The following is an 18,172-nucleotide window of genomic DNA, read 5'->3' on the forward strand; positions in this document are numbered from 1 at the left end:
GCGACGCGCGTTTGATGCCTTTCCGGGGGGCGGTGCGGAAACCTGCCTCCCCGCGAGCGAAGGGGAGTGTGTGGCTAAGACGGCGCGGCGAACGATCTGGAAAGTGGCGATCGCTGGCGTCGTACTTGTCCCTGCAACCGCGCTCGGCGCGCTGCCGTCCAATGCGGCGCAGGCGAACGGCAATTCGGGGCAGTCGAGCGACGGAAAGCAGGCAACCGCGGATGCGACCGCAGTGTCGCAGGCCGACGAACCGATTATCCCTGAAAACGAGTTCGACAAGGCGCTGCCGCCGCTGAGCGACAATATCAATGCTCCGCTGGAGCCGATGCCGGTGCCCGGCGCAACTTCACAGACGACTGGCACCACTCCCACCGGCGAGCTTGCTCCTCCGCAGCAGCTTCCCGACGAGAGTGAGCTGGCGCAGCCTTTGCCGCCCATCGATACGTTCGATTCGACACCTCCGCCCGAGATCGCAGGCGTTACCGACAATTCGAACGTAGAGATTTCCTATGACACGGTGGTCCATGGTCTCGATCAGGTGGGGCTTGAGGGCCAGTTTCACGATCTTTCCGCGCTGGAGGACGGCGGCGGCAAGGCGGCGAACGCGACCATGGTTCGCGCGCGCGCGAAAGAGGACGAGGAACTTGCCGTCCGGCTGATGAAATCGATCGGCTATTACGACGGAACGGCGACCTCGAAGATCGAGCAGGTTACCGATCAGTCCGGGAAAGTTCGCGCCGTAATCAATGCCGATCCCGGCAAGCAATATACGCTTGGCTCGATCACGACCAAAGGTGACCCGACCACACCGGCCGGGCTGGTCGACAAGGCGTTGCCGCTGAAGGTCGGCGATCCGATAGAGGCCGATCGGGTGCAGGGTGCCGAGGCCAATGTCTCGCTGAAACTTCCGCAGGAAGGGTATCCGTTCTTCGAGCTGGGTGACCGCGACATCCTGCTCGACGGCCAAAGCTATACCGGCGCGTATACGCTGCCTTACACGCTGGGACCGCGCTCCTCATTCGGCGGGTATCGCACCAATGGCGACCTCGCGTTCAGCGCAGAGCATGTCGGCGTCCTGGCGCGCTTCGACCGCGGCGAGCTTTATGACGTGCGCAAGGTGGATGATCTGCGCAAGGCGCTGGTCGCCACCGGCCTGTTCTCCTCGGTATCGGTCAAACCCGTGCGCACCGGTAAAAAGGCGCCCGACGGTACCGAATATGTGGATTTGCTGGTGCACCAGAATGCCGGGCCGCCGCGCACATTGGCAGCCGAAGCCGGATATAGCACGGGGCAGGGCATCCGGCTTCAGGGGTCGTGGACGCATCGCAACCTTTTCCCACCCGAAGGCGCGCTGATCGTAAAGGGCGTCGCCGGCACGCTGGAACAGGGTCTGAGTACGACGTTCCGCCGCTCCAACGCCGGCAGGCGCGACCGTACCGTCACACTGGGCATATCGGCCAACCACAATAAATATGATGCCTATGAGGCATTTACCGGGTCGTTGTTCGGTAGAATTTCCTACGATTCCACGCCGATCTGGCAGAAGCGGTTCACCTATGGCTATGGCTTCGAACTGATCGGTACCAATGAGGATGTGTATAATTTCGATGCCGGCGAGCGGCAGCGCAAGACCTTCGGAATCGCAGCGCTTCCTCTCACCGCCGGCTTCGATACGTCCGACGACCTGCTGAACCCGACCAGGGGCTTTCGCATCCATGCCAATGTCAGCCCTGAAGCGGCGGTAAAGAGCGGCTTTCGCCCCTATTCGCGGATTACGCTGGAAGGGACGGGCTATTATCCGGTCAGTGACAGCCTCGTCATCGCCGGCCGGGCTAAGGTCGGGACGATTGCGGGGATCAGTCGCAACGACCTGCCGCCGTCGCGCCGTTATTATGCCGGCGGCGGCGGTTCGGTGCGCGGTTATGCCTATCAGTCGCTCGGCCCGCAGGCGCCCGACGGAAAGCCGATCGGCGGTTTGAGCTTCAACGAATTTTCGCTCGAGGCACGCTACCGGTTCGGCAATTTCGGGATCGTCCCCTTCGTTGATGCCGGCCAGTCCTACGACACTGTCTATCCACGCGGATCGGACCTCCGCTTCGGAGCGGGGCTGGGCGGTCGCTTCTATACCAATTTCGGACCACTTCGCGTGGACGTGGCGACGCCGATCAACAGGCGTAAGGGCGATCCGACGGTCGCGGTCTATATTTCGATCGGTCAGGCATTCTGATGGCCGAGGATACAACCCCCGAAGACACGCCCGCAGGCGATGAAGTCGTGGTCGTCACGCGGCGTCCGTTGTGGCAGCGTATCGCAAAATGGTTCGGCATCGCGCTGGCGGGCCTCGCGCTTCTTGTCGTGCTGCTTTTCACCGGGTTGAACACCGATTTCGGCAAACGCTTCATTGCCGACAAGATTGGCGGAATCACGACGGCGTCGGGCCTGAACGTCAAGGTCGGGCGGATCGACGGATCGATCTATGGGCGCATGATCCTGCGCGACGTTCGCGTCAGGGATCCAAAGGGCGTTTTCCTGTCATCGCCGAAAATTACGCTCGACTGGCGACCCTTCGCTTATGTCAACAACCATATCGATGTGCGTGAATTGTCGAGCCCACTGGTGCGCCTCGATCGCCTGCCGCAACTGAAATCGACGGGACCCAGCAACAAGCCGCTGCTCCCCAATATCGACATTGACGTCAACAAGCTGGCGATCGACCGGATCGATATCGGTGCACCGGTAACCGGTCAGCGCCACATCGCACGCGTTTCCGGGCAGGTGCATATTGCCGACCGGCGCGCGCAGATTCTGGCCCATGCCGCGACGTTGCGTGCGCAGGGTGTTGCGGGTGGCGATCGGTTGGCATTGAAGCTCGATGCCGTGCCCGATGCCAACAGGCTCGATATCGATATGCAACTTCGGGCGCCCAGAAACGGATTGATCGGCGGACTGGCAAAGCTCGATGCGCCGCTGGCATTGTCGGTCGAGGGGCAGGGCAGTTGGCAGGCGTGGAACGGTCGGGTGAATGGAACGCTCGGCGGAAAGTCGCTCGCAAATCTTCGGATTGCCGAACAAAATGGGACGTTTCAGGTCCGCGGGGACGCGCACCCGGGCTTGTACCTGAAAGGCCCGGTCGAGCGACTGACCTCTCCGAAACTTGCCATCGCGCTCGACGCGACGCTCGACCAGCGCAAGGCCGATACGCGGCTGCGCCTGCGCTCGGATGCGTTTTCGCTATCGACCCGGGGGTTGATCGATCTGGCGAATAACCGTTTCGGCGACTTCCGCGCCGAAGCACTGCTCCTGAAGCCAGCACTCATCGCGCCAAAGCTTCGGGGGCGTTCGGTGCGCGCGGCGCTCGCGCTGAACGGACCGTTCAAGACGCCGACCGTCGATTACAAGATCCAGGCGGGGGCGATCGGCTTTGGCAATACCGTCGTCGAACAGCTCTATGCCGAGGGCCAGGCGAAGGTCGACGCCAACCATATCCTGATCCCGGTCAACGCTCGAGCTCGCGCGGTCACGGGATTGAACGCCGCTGCTGGCGGGCTTTTGCACAACGTCCGGATCAACGGCGATCTGGCGATCAACGGATCGAAGGTGCTGTCGGACAATCTGCGGCTGCGCAGCGACAATATCGACGCGACGGCGATCGTCGTCGCCGACACTGCCACGGGGCGATATACCGGCGCGCTGAAGGGTCGGGTCAACGATTATCGTGTCGACAGTATCGGCATCCTGAATCTCCAGACCGATGCCGATCTCTATTCGGCGCCCAAGGGCGGCTTTGGCATCCGTGGCCGGGTCGTCGCGCGCACCCAGCGCATCTTCAACAACGGTGCGCGCAATTTCCTTGGCGGCAACGCCTATGCGCGCGTCGACGTCGATTATACGCCCGCCGGTGTCATCAAATTCTCGAACCTGCGGGTAAATGCCCCCGATTTCCACGTAACGAGTGGAGCAGGTCAATATGACCCCGCCGGGCCGTTGCTGGTCAACGCCGATGCCTATTCCAAGGCGTATGGACCCCTGCACGCGCGCGTCAGCGGAAGCCTGACCGCACCCGTCGTTCTGCTGCGCGCGCCGCGGCCCGGACTGGGCGTGGGCCTCGTCGATCTGGAGGCTCGCGTGCGCGGCAAGGGCGGCGCATATGCCGTCAGTGCAAAGGGCGGCACGAACTACGGCCCGTTCAACGCCGACTTGCTGGTTCAGACGGGAAAAGCGCTTTCGGTTGATATCCGCAGCGGCCGTTTCGCCGGCATGGATTTGAAGGGACGTGTTCAGCAAACCGGCGCGGGTCCCTTTGTCGGCCGTGTCGATTTCGCCGGATCGGGCGTCAACGGTCAGGCACAGCTGAGCGCCGCCGGTCAGTATCAACGCGCCGACATTAAGGCACGCGCGAGCAACGCCAAAATCCCCGGGGCGGCGGGTATGACGATCGGTCGCGCGATTATCGACGCGACCGCCACGCTGTACCCCAAGGCGCCCGAGGTTCAGGGCGACGCGCAGATCGCAAATTTCGAAATGGGCAAATTCGTGATCGCGAAGGCCCGCGCGAAGGTGAAGTATCGGGGCGGCAACGGCACCGCGCAACTGGTCGCCAACGGGTCTTCGGGCGTGCCGTTCGAGCTTGCGGCGAATGCTCGCCTGAACCCTGACGATTATCTGGTTGCGCTGAAAGGCAGCGCGAACGGCATCGGCTTCAAGACTGCTGATGCAATGCGCATCCGCAAGACCGGTGGCAGCTATCAGCTGCTTCCGACCCGGATCGACCTCGACAAGGGAGCGATGCGGATTGCCGGGACCTATGGAAACGGAATGTCGATACAGACGCGGCTCGACAAGCTCGACCTTTCGGTCGTCAACGCCTTTGTGCCCGATCTCGGCATCGGCGGTACGGCGACCGGGAGTCTGGATTTTGCAAAGCCCAGCGGCGCGAGCTTTCCCAAGGCGGATGCGCGGCTGAACATCGCCAATTTTCAGCGCTCAAGCATCGCGACAGTATCCAAGCCGGTGAACATCGAATTTGTCGGCAAGCTGTTGCCCGACGGCGGCGATGCGCGGGCGCTTGTCAAGCGTGGCACGACGACGGTCGGTCGGATGGTTGCGACGCTGCGTCCCCTGCCGCCGGGGGCGGGATCATGGGTGACCCGGCTGATGTCCGCGCCGCTATCGGGAGGCATCCGGTATAACGGGCCCTCGGGCGTATTGTTTTCCTTTGCCGGATTTGCCGATCAGCAGATGTCGGGTCCGATCGCGGTGGCCGCCGATTTTGGCGGGCGCGTTCAGTCGCCGCAGCTCACCGGGATCGTCCATTCGAGCGGCCTGACATATCAGAACGAAACCTATGGCACTCGCCTGACCAATATGAAGATCGACGGCCGTTTCACGAACGACCGTTTCGAGCTCAACCAGCTCACCGCGAATGCGGGTGACGGCACGATCGAAGCGCAGGGTCATGTCGGATTGTCATCGAATGCAGGATTTCCAATCGACATCGTGGCGAAGCTTGACGATGCGCGTCTGGCCAAAAGCGACGGTCTCGGTGCGACCGCGACCGGTCAGCTTCGCGTTCAGAACGATCCGGGCAACAGCGCTTCGATCACCGGTGATCTCACGATACCCGAGGCGCGGTACAAGATCATTCGGCAGGGATCGGCCGAGGTGCCCGAACTGACCGGTGTGCGACGCAAGGGACAGAAACCGACCAGCCCCGACCAGTCGGGTGGGCTGCCAGGACTCTTCAAGCTGAACATCCGCATTCATGCCAACGATCGGCTTTACGTGTCGGGCATGGGGCTAGAATCGGAATGGCAGGCCGATCTGCGTGTTCGCGGCACCTCCGCCAATCCGCGGGTCAGCGGAACGATGCAGGTCGTGCGCGGCACCTATTCCTTTGCCGGAAAGCGGTTCGAGCTCAATCGCGGGGTCGTCAGCTTCGAAGGCGGGGCGATCAGCAACCCGCAGCTCAACATCCAGGCGACAACGACTGCGGAAGGCATAACCGCGATCCTGAATATCACCGGTAGCGCGCAAAACCCCCAGATCGCGTTCACTTCCACACCGGCCTTGCCGCAGGAAGAGGTCGTTTCGCGGCTTCTGTTCGGAAGTTCGGTAACCAATCTTTCGGCGACGCAGGCGATCCAGCTTGCCGCGGCGCTGAATTCGCTCCGCGGTTCGGGCGGCGGACTCAATCCGCTTGGCAAGCTTCGCTCGGCGACCGGTATCGACAGATTGCGCATTCTGGGAAGCGATCAGGCGAGCGGACGCGGTACTGCACTCGCTGCCGGTAAGTATCTGACCGATAATATTTATGTCGAGATCATCACCGATGCGAAGGGCTTCACGGCCACCCAACTCGAAATCTCGCTTACCAAGGCACTCAGTATCCTGTCGCACACCAGCTCGTTCGGTGGTTCGGGCGCGAGCATTCGCTACTCGAAGGACTACTGACCAACCTCCGCTCTTCCGTTGCAAAGCGAAATCGAATATTCGGTATCGTGGGAGAGACGAAAATGGACATCGAGCATTTCGACGTTGTCGTGGTCGGGGCGGGGATCTCGGGGATCGGCGCGGGCTACCATCTTCAGGCGAAATCGCCTGACCGCAGCTATGTTATCCTGGAAGGGAGGGAACGGCTTGGCGGCACCTGGGACCTGTTCCGTTATCCCGGGATTCGCTCGGATTCCGACATGTACACGCTGGGATATTCGTTCCGGCCATGGACGAATGCGAAGGCGATTGCCGACGGCCCTTCGATCCTCGAATATCTGGAAGATACCGCCGCCGATTACGGCATCGATCGGCATATCCGGTACCAGCACCGCGTCGTAAGCGCTGCATGGTCGACCGAAGATGCGGCATGGACCGTGGTCGCTCAGCGCGGACCGGAAAACGAAGAGGTGCGCTATACCTGCAACTTCCTTTTCATGTGCTCGGGCTATTACAACTATGCCAAGGGACATGCGCCGGAATTCGCGGGTAGCGAGGATTTTACCGGCGAGATCGTCCACCCCCAGTTCTGGCCAGAGAATCTCGATTATTCGGGGAAGCATGTCGTCGTGATTGGCAGTGGTGCGACAGCGGTTACGCTTGTGCCCGAAATGGCCAAATCGGCAGCGCATGTCACGATGCTGCAGCGGTCGCCGACCTATATCGTTGCGCGTCCGTCGGAGGACAAACTCGCCAACTGGTTGCGTTCAAAATTGCCCGCCAAGGTCGCCTACGGCCTGACGCGCTGGAAGAATGTGATCCTGCAGCAGATTTTCTACCGGCTTGCGCGCAAGAAGCCCGAAAAGACGAAGGAACGCCTGATCGACATGGTCCGCGATGAACTCGGGGCCGATTACGACGTCGCTACGCATTTCACGCCGAGCTATAATCCCTGGGACCAGCGGTTGTGCCTGGTGCCCGATGCAGACCTTTTCGCCTCGATCCGTGACGGTTCGGCATCGGTGGTTACCGGCCATATCGACCGTTTTACCGAGACGGGCATCCGCCTCAAATCGGGCGAGCAAATCGACGCCGATATCATCGTGACCGCGACCGGGCTGGAACTGCAGTTGATGAGCGACCTCGATTTCTCGGTCGACGGGAAGAAGGTCGATCCGGCGAAATCGCTGAATTACAAGGGGATGATGTATTCGGATATTCCCAATCTGGCTTCGTCGTTCGGCTATACCAACGCGTCCTGGACGCTGAAGGCGGATCTGACCTGCAACTATGTCTGCAGGCTGCTCAACACCATGAAATCACGTGGGCTTCGGCAATGTACGCCGCGAGTGGAAGGCGACGTCGAAGAAGAGCCGTTCCTCGATTTCACCTCGGGCTATGTCCAGCGCGCGATCGATCGTTTTCCCAAGCAGGGCACGACCAAGCCCTGGCGGGTGCATCAGAACTATACGCTGGACGTTCTGTCACTGAAATTCGGGTCGATCGACGATCACATGGAATTTTCGAATCCCGTTCCCAAAACGGCTCCGGCAGCCGGGCCGGAGGCGGTCCCGGCATAAAATCTCACCTCCCGGCGGTTTATTCCGCAACGCAGCGACGTTACGAACGTTCGGCACTTTCGGGAGGCACTGCTTTTATGACCAACGCCGCGACCAACGCGCCGCAGACCGACGGAATCGGCGCGCTGGCGAATCCGCCACGTGATCTCTTGCGAGGCTCCAGCCTGTTTCTCGATTTCGACGGGACGCTCGTTGAAATCGCTGCGCGCCCCGACGGCATAGAGGTGGATGCGCGGCTGCGCTCGCTCGTGAAACATCTGGCTGCGGCGCTTGATGGGCGGTTGGCGATCGTCAGCGGACGACCCATGCAATCCATCGCCGAATATCTGGGCGAAGGCTTTGCGGTCAGTGGGAGCCACGGCCTCGAAATGCGCTGGGCCGATGGCAGGGAAGTCGTACCGGCCCGGCCGGACGGACTCGATACCGCAACAGCGGAACTGAAAGCGTTCGCCGAACACTGGGATGGTGTGCTGATCGAGGAAAAACCATTTGGCGTTGGCCTTCACTATCGCGAGGCTGCAGCAGAAGCAGAAGATGCGTCGCGTTTGCTGGTGGAGCAATTGGCGGATGCCACCGGGCTGAAGCTGCAGGCCGGAAAGAAAGTGTTCGAACTCCGTCTCGCCGGTGCGCACAAGGGGGCTGCGATCGCGGCGTTCATGGACACACCGCCCTTTGCCGGCAGCAGTCCTGTATTTCTGGGAGATGACGTGACGGACGAGGACGGGTTCGAGGCCGTCGCCCAACTCGGCGGCGCTGGAATACTTGTCGGTGATGTCAGGCCGACTCTGGCACGCTACCGACTGGACGATGTCACCGCGACACTCGATTGGCTCGAAGCGGCCAAGGAGGCGCTACGGTGAGTGCAGCATCACTTGATCTATATCCCATCGGCAACTGCCAGGTCAGCGCGCTGATCGACCGTCAGGCGCGGCTGGTCTGGGGATGTGTGCCCCGCTTTGACGGCGATCCCGTCTTTTCCTCCCTGCTTAACGGGCACGACCCTGCGGCGGAGGATGCGGGTGGTCTGTGGGCGATCGACCTCGAAGACTGTGTGAAGGTCGAACAGGAATATATCCGTAACACGCCGGTCCTCGTCAGTACGCTGACAGACCATCATGGCAATGCCGTCGAACTGATTGATTTCTGTCCGCGCTTCAAACGACTGGGGCGAACCTATCGGCCGGTATCCTTCGCCAGGATCGTGCGCCCCGTGCACGGGAGCCCGCGCGTGCGCGTCCGGCTACGTCCGACGCGGAACTGGGGTGACCCCAATGTTCGCAGGACGAGCGGGTCGAACCATATTCGCTACATGCTCGACGGGTTGCAGTTGCGCCTCTCGACCAATGCGCCCGTAGGGCTGGTGAACGAAGAACGCGCCTTTCGCGTCGAACGCCCGCTGCATTTCTTCCTCGGCCCTGACGAGAGTTTTTCGGGCGATATCTCCACGAGTGTCGAGGAGATGCTCAACTACACCGTATATCACTGGCAGGATTGGGCGCGCGGACTCGCCACGCCGCTCGAATGGCAGGATGTCGTGATCCGGTCGGCCATCACGCTGAAACTCTGCCAGTATGAGGAGACGGGCGCGATCGTCGCTGCGCTTACCACCTCGATCCCCGAGCATGAAGGATCGCAGCGCAACTGGGACTATCGCTACTGCTGGATTCGCGACGCCTATTATACCGTACAGGCGCTCAACCGCGTTGGCGCGCTCGATGTCCTCGAAAGCTATCTCGGCTATCTGCGCAACATCGTCGATGAGGCCGAGGGCGGCTTCATTCAGCCGCTATACGGGCTACTCGGAGAAACCATCCTGCCGGAGACAGAGGCGTCCCGGCTGGCGGGGTATCGGGGGATGGGGCCGGTGCGGGTCGGGAACCAGGCCCATGAACAGGTCCAGCACGACGCCTATGGCCAGATCGTACTGTCCAATGTGCAGGCGTTTTTCGACCATCGCCTGTTCCGTATCGCCGGCGAGGAGGATTTCGAATCGCTGGAACGCATCGGCGAACGGGCATGGGAAGTGTATGACAAGCCCGATGCGGGTCTTTGGGAGCTGCGCACCCGTCAATCGGTCCATACCTATTCCGCGGCGATGTGCTGGGCGGCGTGCGACCGGCTCGCCAATGCTGCGGAGCGTCTGAAGCTTCCCGACCGTCAGAAATTCTGGCGAGAACGTGCCGATACGATGCGCGACACGATCGAGAAATCGGCGTGGCGCGAAAAGGGCAATCACATGTCCGCGACGTTCAGCGGCGACGATCTCGATGCAAGCCTGTTGCAGCTGCTGGAGTTGAAGTTCGTCTCTCCCGACGACGAACGGTTTCGCGGTACGCTGGAAGCGACCGAGCGGGGACTTCGCCGAGGGTCGCATATGCTGCGCTATGCGACCGAAGACGATTTCGGCCTGCCCGAAACGGCATTCAATGTCTGCACCTTCTGGTTGATCGAGGCGCTTCATTTCACCGGTAGAAATGCCGATGCTCGCGAACTTTTCGAAGAAATGTTATCGCGGCGCACCGCTGCCGGATTGCTTTCCGAAGATATTGATCCGGTCAGCGGAGAATTGTGGGGGAACTACCCGCAAACCTATTCGCTGGTTGGCATGATTAATTGTGCGGTCTTGCTGAGCAAACCTTGGAGCGCCATCCGATGAGCCGGCTTATCATTATCTCGAATCGCGTCTCCGCGCCGAAGGATTCCAATTCCGGTGCGCAGGGCGGGCTTGCGGTAGCGCTGTCCGCGGCGCTTCGGGAATATGGCGGCATCTGGTTCGGCTGGTCGGGCGAGACGACCGACCATTTCGACGGCCATATCAACTTTCAGCGCAATGCCGGCGTGACATCGGCGACAATCGACCTCGAAGAACAGGATCTCGACGAATATTATAACGGCTACGCCAACCGGACGCTGTGGCCGCTCTTCCACTATCGGATCGACCTTGCCGAATATGAGCGCGGGTTCGCCGGCGGGTATCAGCGGGTGAACGACAGGTTTGCCGACACCGTTCGTCCGCTGATCGAAGAAGACGATGTCGTCTGGATTCAGGACTATCACATGTTTCCGCTGGGTCAGGGATTGCGGAAACGTGGGTGCAAAAACCGTATGGGATTCTTCCTCCACATCCCCTGGCCGCCGCGCCGCCTGCTCAACACGCTGCCCGAAGCTGCCGAACTGGCGAAGACGATGTTCGCCTATGACGTGGTCGGTTTTCATACACAGGAATGGCTCGAATCCTTTCAGGACTTTGCCGAAAAGGATTTGGGTGCGACGGTCCATGACGACGGCATGATCGAACTCGAGGGTCGCAAGGTGCTTGCCATCGCGGCGCCGATCGGGATCGACGCCAAGGAATTTATCGAAGGTGCGAACAGCCCTACCGCGCGGCTTGCGTATCGTCAGATGAAGGACAGCGCGGTCGGTCGGGACATGATCGTCGGGGTCGACCGGCTCGATTATTCCAAGGGGCTCGACGAGCGCTTCCTCGGCTATGAACGTTTTCTCGAGCGGCACCCCGAAGAGCGCAAGGAAGTGTTCCTGCTCCAGATCGCGCCGCCGTCGCGGGGCGGCGTGGAGAGCTATCAGAAGATTCGCACCACGCTCGAGGGGCTCGCGGGACGGATCAACGGCGCCTATGCCGATGTCGACTGGGTGCCGATCCGATACGTCAACCAGGGCTATCCGCGCGATCAGCTTGCCGGCATCTATCGTGCGGCGCGGATCGGGCTGGTCACGCCGCTGCGTGACGGGATGAACCTTGTCGCCAAGGAATATGTCGCGGCGCAGGACCCCGAAGACCCCGGCGTGCTGATCCTGTCGCGCTTTGCCGGCGCTGCCGAGCAGCTGAAGGTCGGCGCGGTGCTCATCAATCCCTATAGTTCAGAGGAGATGGCCGACGCCATCGTCCAGGGACTGCGCATGGGCCGCGAGGAGCGGCTGAAGCGCTGGCGCGCCATGATGGACAATATCGAGACCGAAGACGTCATCTGGTGGCGCAAACGCTTTACCGAGGCGCTGATGAGCGAGACAGTCGGCGCCGACTGATCAGGTCGGTTTCGATTTCAGCAGTGCGGAGCGGAGGCATTCGCACACCACCTCGTCGCGCTGGTTTAACATCTGGTGCTTCCAGGTGACGATCCCCTGTCCAGGGCGCGACTTCGACGGGCGCTTCTCGACCACCTCGCTGGTGGCGCGGAGCGTATCGCCGATGAATACCGGCTTGGGCATCACGACCTTGTCGTAGCCGAGATTGGCGACGAGCGTGCCAAGCGTGGTGTCGCCGACCGAGATGCCGACCATCAGCCCGAAGGTGAAGATGCCGTTGACCACCACCCGACCGAACTCGGTCGCACCGGCATATTCGGCGTCGAGATGAAGCGGCTGCGGATTATGGGTCAGCGTGGTGATCATGACATTGTCGGTGTCGGTCACCGTGCGGCGCAGATCGTGCTCGATCCTGTCGCCAGCCTGCCATTCGTCGAAATAGCGTCCGGGCATCGGGGTCTCCTCAATATTGCGCGTCCTGCTGGACTTGTTTCAGCAGCCACCGAGCGGGTCAGCAGTATCTTGGCGATCGGCGGTGTCGAGAAAACAAGATCACGAGCCGCGAAAACAAAAGTGGACCCTGAAACGAGTTCAGGGTGACGGTTGGTGCGTCAGGTTGACGAATTGTCGAGGTGCAGCTTCATGCCGACATGGCTGGCGACGAAGCCTAGGCGTTCGTAGAAACGGTGCGCGTCGACGCGCGCTCGGTTGGAGGTTAGCTGGGCGATGCGGCAGCCCTTTTCGCGGCAGCGCTCGATCGCCCATTCCATCATCTGCCGGCCAAGCTGACGGCCGCGCACCGCGCTGTCGACGCGGACGCCCTCGATCAGCCCTCGCCACCCGCCGTGGAACAGCAGGCCGGGGATGAAGGTCAGCTGGAATGTGCCAACGACGCGGCCATCGAGTTCGCCGACGAGCAGGCGGTCGTTCGGGTTGTCCGCGATCGCGTCGAACGCTGTGCGGTAGCGATCGTCGAGCGGCGGGCCGGGATCGTCGTCCTCGCCGCCCATCTGGTCCTGCTGGAGCAGCGCGATGATCGCCGGAAGGTCGTCGGCGGTCGCATCACGGATGACGAAGTCGCTCATGCGCCCTCCGGTTCGACCACGGCGAGAACGGTGCCTTCGGTGACCTGCTCGCCGGTCGCGACCGACAGCTCGCCGACGGTGCCGTCGAACGGGGCGGTCAGGCTGTGCTCCATCTTCATCGCTTCGAGCGTGAGCAGCGTCTGGCCCTTGGTAACGGTCGCGCCGTTCTCGACCGCGACGGCGATGACCTTGCCCGGCATCGGCGCGAGGATGGCGCCGTCCGCCGCTGCCGCTCCGCCGCGCGCGAGCGCGTGCGGGGTTTCGAAGAGGAAGGGCTGGCCGTCCTCGAACACGACCACGCCTTCCTTCTCGATCGCCCAGCCGCCGGACGCGTCGATATCGGCAAGCTCGACCACGCGCAGCTCGCCTTTATGCACCACCGCCGCCTGAGCGCGCGGGGCCGCGTTGAGGCGCAAGCCCGCGAACCACGGTGCCGACGTCACCGGCTCGGCGCTCTCGCTGCCGTCGATGCGGTGGCGCGCGCGGGCCGCCATCTGCCACGCCGCGTCGGACGGGGCGGGGGCGGCGCTCAGATCATCGAGGTGATCGGCAATGAAATTGGTCGTCGCCTCGCCCGAGCGGAAGCCGTGGCTGAGCAGGCAGTTGCGCAGAAACGCTGCGTTGGTCTTGACCGGCCAGACATTGGTCTCGGCCATTGCCTCGGCAAGATCGTCGATCGCTTCGTCGCGCGTGTCGGCGTGGCAAATGATCTTCGCGATCATCGGATCGTAATGCGGCGAGATCGCGTCGAGCACCTCTACCCCGGTTTCGACGCGGGCGATGTCGTCGGGCGCGTAGAAGGTGGCGAGCGTGCCGGTCGAGGGCAGGAAGCCGGTCGCCGGGTCCTCGGCATAGAGCCGTGCCTCGACCGCCCAGCCGTCGATCGACAGCTCGTCCTGTGCGCGGGGCAGCGGCTCGCCAGCGGCGACGCGGAGCTGCCATTCGACCAGGTCCTGGCCGGTGATTTCCTCTGTCACCGGATGCTCGACCTGAAGCCGCGTGTTCATCTCCATGAACCAGATGCGGTCGGCGCGCAGCCCTTCGGACGCGTCGGCGATGAATTCGATCGTGCCCGCGCCGACATAGTCGACCGCCTTGGCCGCGCGGACGGCGGCGGCACAGATTTCCTCGCGCGTCTTTGCATCCATGCCGGGGGCGGGGGCCTCCTCGACGACCTTCTGATGGCGGCGCTGGAGCGAGCAGTCGCGCTCGAACAGGTGAACGACGTTTCCATGCGTGTCGCCGAACACCTGCACCTCGATATGGCGCGGCGAGAGGATGTATTTCTCGATGATCACGCGGTCGTCACCGAACGACGAAGACGCCTCGCGCTTGCACGAGGTCAGCATTTCTTCGAACGTCGCGGCGTCGTCGACGCGGCGCATGCCTTTGCCGCCGCCACCGGCGACCGCCTTGATGAGCACGGGATAGCCGATCGCATCGGCTTCCTGCTTCAGCCGGTCGGGCGACTGGTCCTCGCCGAGATAGCCGGGGGTCGTCGGCACGCCGGCCTCGTCCATCAGCTTCTTAGCGGCGTCCTTCAGCCCCATCGCGCGGATGCTGGCGGGCGGCGCGCCGACCCAGATCAGCCCGGCATCGCTGACCGCTTGCGCGAAGTCGGCATTTTCGGACAGGAAGCCGTAGCCGGGATGGATCGCATCGGCGCCGCTGTCCTTCGCCGCGGCGATGATGCGCTCTCCGACGAGGTAGCTTTCGGTCGCGGCGGCGGGGCCGATACGGAGCGCTTCATCGGCCTGACGGACATGCAGCGAGTTCGCGTCGGCGTCCGAATAGACGGCGACGGTGCGGATGCCCATGGCGCGCGCGGTGCGGATGATGCGGCAGGCGATCTCGCCGCGATTCGCGATGAGGAGCGATTTCAAAACGAACCGGCCTTTCGAAAGTTAGCGAAGTTAGTGGTACGTCCCCCCTTGGTCCCGCTCCCGCGACATTCGAAATGCGGCGCGGCGGAGGAAAGGCGAATGGCAAGCGGCGCGATCATCGCGACACGGCTATCAGCTTGATGCGATGTAGGAAAATCAGCCTTCATCATGGATGTCGCTCGGGGAAGCCGTGGCGCTGGTGCAGCGCGGCTAGCAGTCCCTCGATATCGTTGACGAACCCGCCTTCGGCAAAGACGAGTGCGGGCAGGTTCTGATTGTCCTCTCCGATCGCATCGACGACGGCGGTGCGCGGGCGGGCATAGGGCGCGCGGATGATCTCGATATCGTCGGCGCGGTCGGGAAAGGCAGCGAGCAGCCCTTCGACGGTTACGCAGTCCTTGCAGTAGAACACGCGGCCCGGCAGCGCTTCGTCGGTAAAGCGCGGTTCGAGCAGATAGAGCCGGTCACGCGCCATCGTCGCCTCCTGCCGGGCAACCGGTGGTGCGTTGCGACCAGGTGACGTTCAGCACTTTCCACGCGCCGTTTTCGCGGACGAGGTCGAAATGGTCGACGCCGCAATGCTGCACCTTGCCGTCGACGAGGAAGACGTAATTGCCCCACACCATCGCGATGTCGCCATCGACCTCGACCGCGGGGTTGATGAGGCGTTCTTCGTACTTCTCGGGCCCGGGTTTGATGCCGGCGGTGAATTCGTCCCAACCGAGATGGCGGATTTGTTTCGTGCCGTCGGGCTTCTCGATCGCGACCGTAGCGCCGCCCTCGGGCCGCACCTGCGCACGGATCGCGGCTGCGTCATGCGCGGCGAGACCGGCAAACATGGCGTCGATCGGCTGCATCACCGCAGCGACATCGGGCGTCGGCGGCGGGCCGGGATTGGCCGGCGGTAGCGGGGGGACGGGGGTGGTTTGCAGAAGTCCTGCAAGGAGAAGGGAAAGCGGCATCAACGGTGCTCCGGTGCGATCCTCCCCGAGCTTGTCTCGGGGAGGGGGACCATGCGAAGCATGGTGGAGGGGTGGAGAGCATGCTCAGAAATACGGCGCCGAAGGCCAAGGCGGGCACGACGGCGCGCGCGCGATCGCTGCGTCGGAAAATGACGCTGCCCGAGGTGCTGCTGTGGCGCGAATTGCGCAAGCGGCCGCTGGGGTTGAAATTCCGGCGGCAGAGCGCGTCGGGACCGTATATCCTCGACTTCTATTGCAGCGATGCGCGTCTGATTGTCGAGATCGACGGGGAAGCGCATTCCGATTCCGATCGGGCTGAGCGCGATGTTGAGCGGGACCGTTATTTCGGCGCGCGGGACATCGCTACTCTTAGGATTCCTGCGGCCGACGTTCTGCGGAACGTGGGTGATGTTGTTCAGGCCGTTGTTGATGCTGCGCGCGCGCGGCTGCCCCTCCACCACCCGGCTGCGCCGGGCGGTCCCCCTCCCCGAGGCGAGCTCGGGGAGGATTGAGGAGACGCAGTCCGTAATCACATCCGGAACACGCCGAACTTGGCGCGTTCGGGGATGGGGGCGTTGAGGGTCGCGGCGAAGGCCAGGCCCAAAACGTCGCGGGTTTCGGCGGGGTCGATGATGCCGTCGTCCCACATCCGCGCAGTCGCGTGCCACGGATTGCCTTCATCTTCGTACTTCTTGCGGATCGGGGCCTTGAACTCCTCCGCTTCCTCGTCCGACCAGTTATCCGCGTCGCGGTGGACGGTAGCGAGGACGCTTGCCGCCTGTTCGCCGCCCATCACGCTGATCCGGCTGTTGGGCCAGGTGAACAGGAAATTGGGCGAATAGGCGCGGCCGCACATGCCGTAATTGCCGGCGCCGAAGCTGCCGCCGATCAGCACCGTGATCTTGGGCACCTGCGCGGTCGCGACCGCGGTTACGAGCTTTGCGCCGTGCTTGGCGATGCCCTCCGCTTCATAGCGGCCGCCGACCATGAAGCCCGAGATGTTCTGGAGGAACAGGAGCGGGATGCGGCGCTGACAGGCGAGCTCGATGAAGTGCGCACCCTTTTGCGCGCTCTCGCTGAACAGCACGCCGTTATTGGCGAGGATCGCGACCGGCATGCCCCAGATATGCGCGAAGCCGCAGACCAGCGTGTTGCCGTAGAGCGCCTTGAACTCGTGGAACTCGCTACCGTCGACGATGCGCGCGATGATCTCGTGCACGTCATAGGGCGCGCGGACGTCCTGCGGGACGATGCCGTAGAGCTGTTCGGGCGCGTAGCGCGGCTCGCGCACCTCCTGCAGCGCGACTTCGGGCACGCGGTTGGGGGGCAGCGTCGAGACGATGTCGCGGACGATGGTCAGCGCGTGATGGTCGTTTTCGGCGACATGGTCGACGACGCCCGACTTGCGCCCGTGAAGGTCGCCGCCGCCAAGGTCTTCGGCAGAGATTTCCTCGCCGGTCGCGGCCTTCACCAGCGGCGGGCCGGCGAGGAAGATCGTTCCCTGTTCGCGCACGATCACCGTCTCGTCGGACATGGCGGGGACATAGGCGCCGCCGGCGGTGCAGCTTCCCATGACGCAGGCGATCTGCGGGATGCCCTTGGCCGACAGGTTCGCCTGGTTGAAGAAGATGCGACCGAAATGGTCGCGGTCGGGAAAGACTTCGGCCTGATGCGGCAGGTTCGCGCCGCCCGAATCGACGAGATAGATGCAGGGCAGGCGGTTCTGCTCGGCAATCTCCTGTGCGCGGAGATGCTTCTTCACCGTCATCGGGTAATAGGTGCCGCCCTTCACCGTCGCGTCGTTGCACACGATCATGCACTGGCGGCCCGAAACCGTGCCGATGCCGGTGATCAGGCCGGCACCGGGAACGTCGCCGCCATACATGTCGCACGCTGCGAGCTGGCCGATCTCGAGGAAGCTGCTGCCGGGATCGAGCAGCATCTCGACACGGTCGCGCGGGAGCAGCTTGCCGCGCCCGACATGACGCTCGCGCGACCGCTCGCTGCCGCCCAGCGCGGCTTTTGCGACATCGGTGCGAAGCTGCTCGGCAAGATCGCGATTGTGCGCGGCATTGGCGCGAAAGGCTTCGCTGTCGGGAGCGATCATCGTATCCAGCGCCGGCGCACTCATCTTGCAGTCATGTCCTCTCGATTATCGTTCGCGCGCATGCCTAGCGGCAGCGCCCCAT

At 62.8% G+C, this 18,172-nt stretch carries 13 protein-coding genes; 7 read left to right on the forward strand and 6 right to left on the reverse strand.

The annotated features are described in order from the left end of the window. The first annotated feature begins 70 nt into the window (after positions 1 to 70). From J7S20_RS02440 to J7S20_RS02465, 6 genes are all read left to right on the forward strand, one after another. Entirely contained in the window at positions 71 to 2,227 is a 2,157-nt protein-coding gene (locus tag J7S20_RS02440) for an autotransporter assembly complex protein TamA (RefSeq protein WP_284052641.1), read from the forward strand. Beyond that, a complete protein-coding gene (locus J7S20_RS02445; protein ID WP_284052642.1) occupies positions 2,227 to 6,450 on the forward strand; it encodes a translocation/assembly module TamB domain-containing protein in 4,224 nt (1,407 codons plus the stop codon). Before J7S20_RS02440 ends, J7S20_RS02445 begins: the two co-directional genes overlap by 1 nt. Positions 6,451 to 6,512: 62 nt before the next feature. Then, positions 6,513 to 8,009, forward strand: a complete 1,497-nt coding sequence (locus J7S20_RS02450) for a flavin-containing monooxygenase (RefSeq protein WP_284052643.1) — start codon at positions 6,513 to 6,515, stop codon at positions 8,007 to 8,009. Between the two features lie 77 nt (positions 8,010 to 8,086). Beyond that, positions 8,087 to 8,869: a trehalose-phosphatase gene (gene otsB / locus J7S20_RS02455; protein ID WP_284052644.1), complete on the forward strand. Its 783-nt coding sequence runs from the start codon at positions 8,087 to 8,089 to the stop codon at positions 8,867 to 8,869. Beyond that, entirely contained in the window at positions 8,866 to 10,665 is a 1,800-nt protein-coding gene (locus J7S20_RS02460) for a glycoside hydrolase family 15 protein (RefSeq protein ID WP_284052645.1), read from the forward strand. The genes otsB and J7S20_RS02460 overlap by 4 nt, the downstream gene beginning before the upstream one ends. Beyond that, positions 10,662 to 12,053 (forward strand): alpha,alpha-trehalose-phosphate synthase (UDP-forming), encoded by a 1,392-nt coding sequence (locus J7S20_RS02465; protein WP_284052646.1) that lies wholly within the window; start codon positions 10,662 to 10,664, stop codon positions 12,051 to 12,053. Before J7S20_RS02460 ends, J7S20_RS02465 begins: the two co-directional genes overlap by 4 nt. Here J7S20_RS02465 and J7S20_RS02470 read toward each other — a convergent pair whose 3' ends face one another. The 5 genes from J7S20_RS02470 to J7S20_RS02490 form a co-directional block, all read right to left on the reverse strand. Further along, positions 12,054 to 12,506, reverse strand: a complete 453-nt coding sequence (locus J7S20_RS02470; RefSeq protein ID WP_284052647.1) for a MaoC family dehydratase — start codon at positions 12,504 to 12,506, stop codon at positions 12,054 to 12,056. Between the two features lie 158 nt (positions 12,507 to 12,664). Next, positions 12,665 to 13,138 carry a GNAT family N-acetyltransferase gene (locus J7S20_RS02475; RefSeq protein WP_284052648.1) on the reverse strand — a complete coding sequence of 158 codons (474 nt, stop codon included), beginning with the start codon at positions 13,136 to 13,138 and terminating at the stop codon, positions 12,665 to 12,667. After that, entirely contained in the window at positions 13,135 to 15,021 is a 1,887-nt protein-coding gene (locus J7S20_RS02480; protein ID WP_284052649.1) for an acetyl/propionyl/methylcrotonyl-CoA carboxylase subunit alpha, read from the reverse strand. Before J7S20_RS02480 ends, J7S20_RS02475 begins: the two co-directional genes overlap by 4 nt. A gap of 166 nt (positions 15,022 to 15,187) precedes the next feature. Beyond that, complete coding sequence (locus J7S20_RS02485; RefSeq protein WP_284052650.1) at positions 15,188 to 15,496, reverse strand: DUF3088 family protein; 309 nt, start codon at positions 15,494 to 15,496, stop codon at positions 15,188 to 15,190. Further along, positions 15,486 to 15,983, reverse strand: a complete 498-nt coding sequence (locus J7S20_RS02490; protein WP_284052651.1) for a nuclear transport factor 2 family protein — start codon at positions 15,981 to 15,983, stop codon at positions 15,486 to 15,488. The genes J7S20_RS02485 and J7S20_RS02490 overlap by 11 nt, the downstream gene beginning before the upstream one ends. A gap of 80 nt (positions 15,984 to 16,063) precedes the next feature. Between J7S20_RS02490 and J7S20_RS02495 the strand changes: the two genes are divergently transcribed. Beyond that, entirely contained in the window at positions 16,064 to 16,495 is a 432-nt protein-coding gene (locus tag J7S20_RS02495) for an endonuclease domain-containing protein (protein WP_284052652.1), read from the forward strand. 17 nt (positions 16,496 to 16,512) lie between these two features. Here J7S20_RS02495 and J7S20_RS02500 read toward each other — a convergent pair whose 3' ends face one another. Beyond that, on the reverse strand, positions 16,513 to 18,114 hold the full coding sequence (locus J7S20_RS02500) for a carboxyl transferase domain-containing protein (protein ID WP_284052653.1): 1,602 nt from the start codon (positions 18,112 to 18,114) through the stop codon (positions 16,513 to 16,515). Between the last annotated feature and the right edge of the window lie 58 nt (positions 18,115 to 18,172).

The organism is Stakelama marina, assembly GCF_018122655.1.
Taxonomy (GTDB): Bacteria; Pseudomonadota; Alphaproteobacteria; order Sphingomonadales; family Sphingomonadaceae; genus Sphingomonas; species Sphingomonas marina.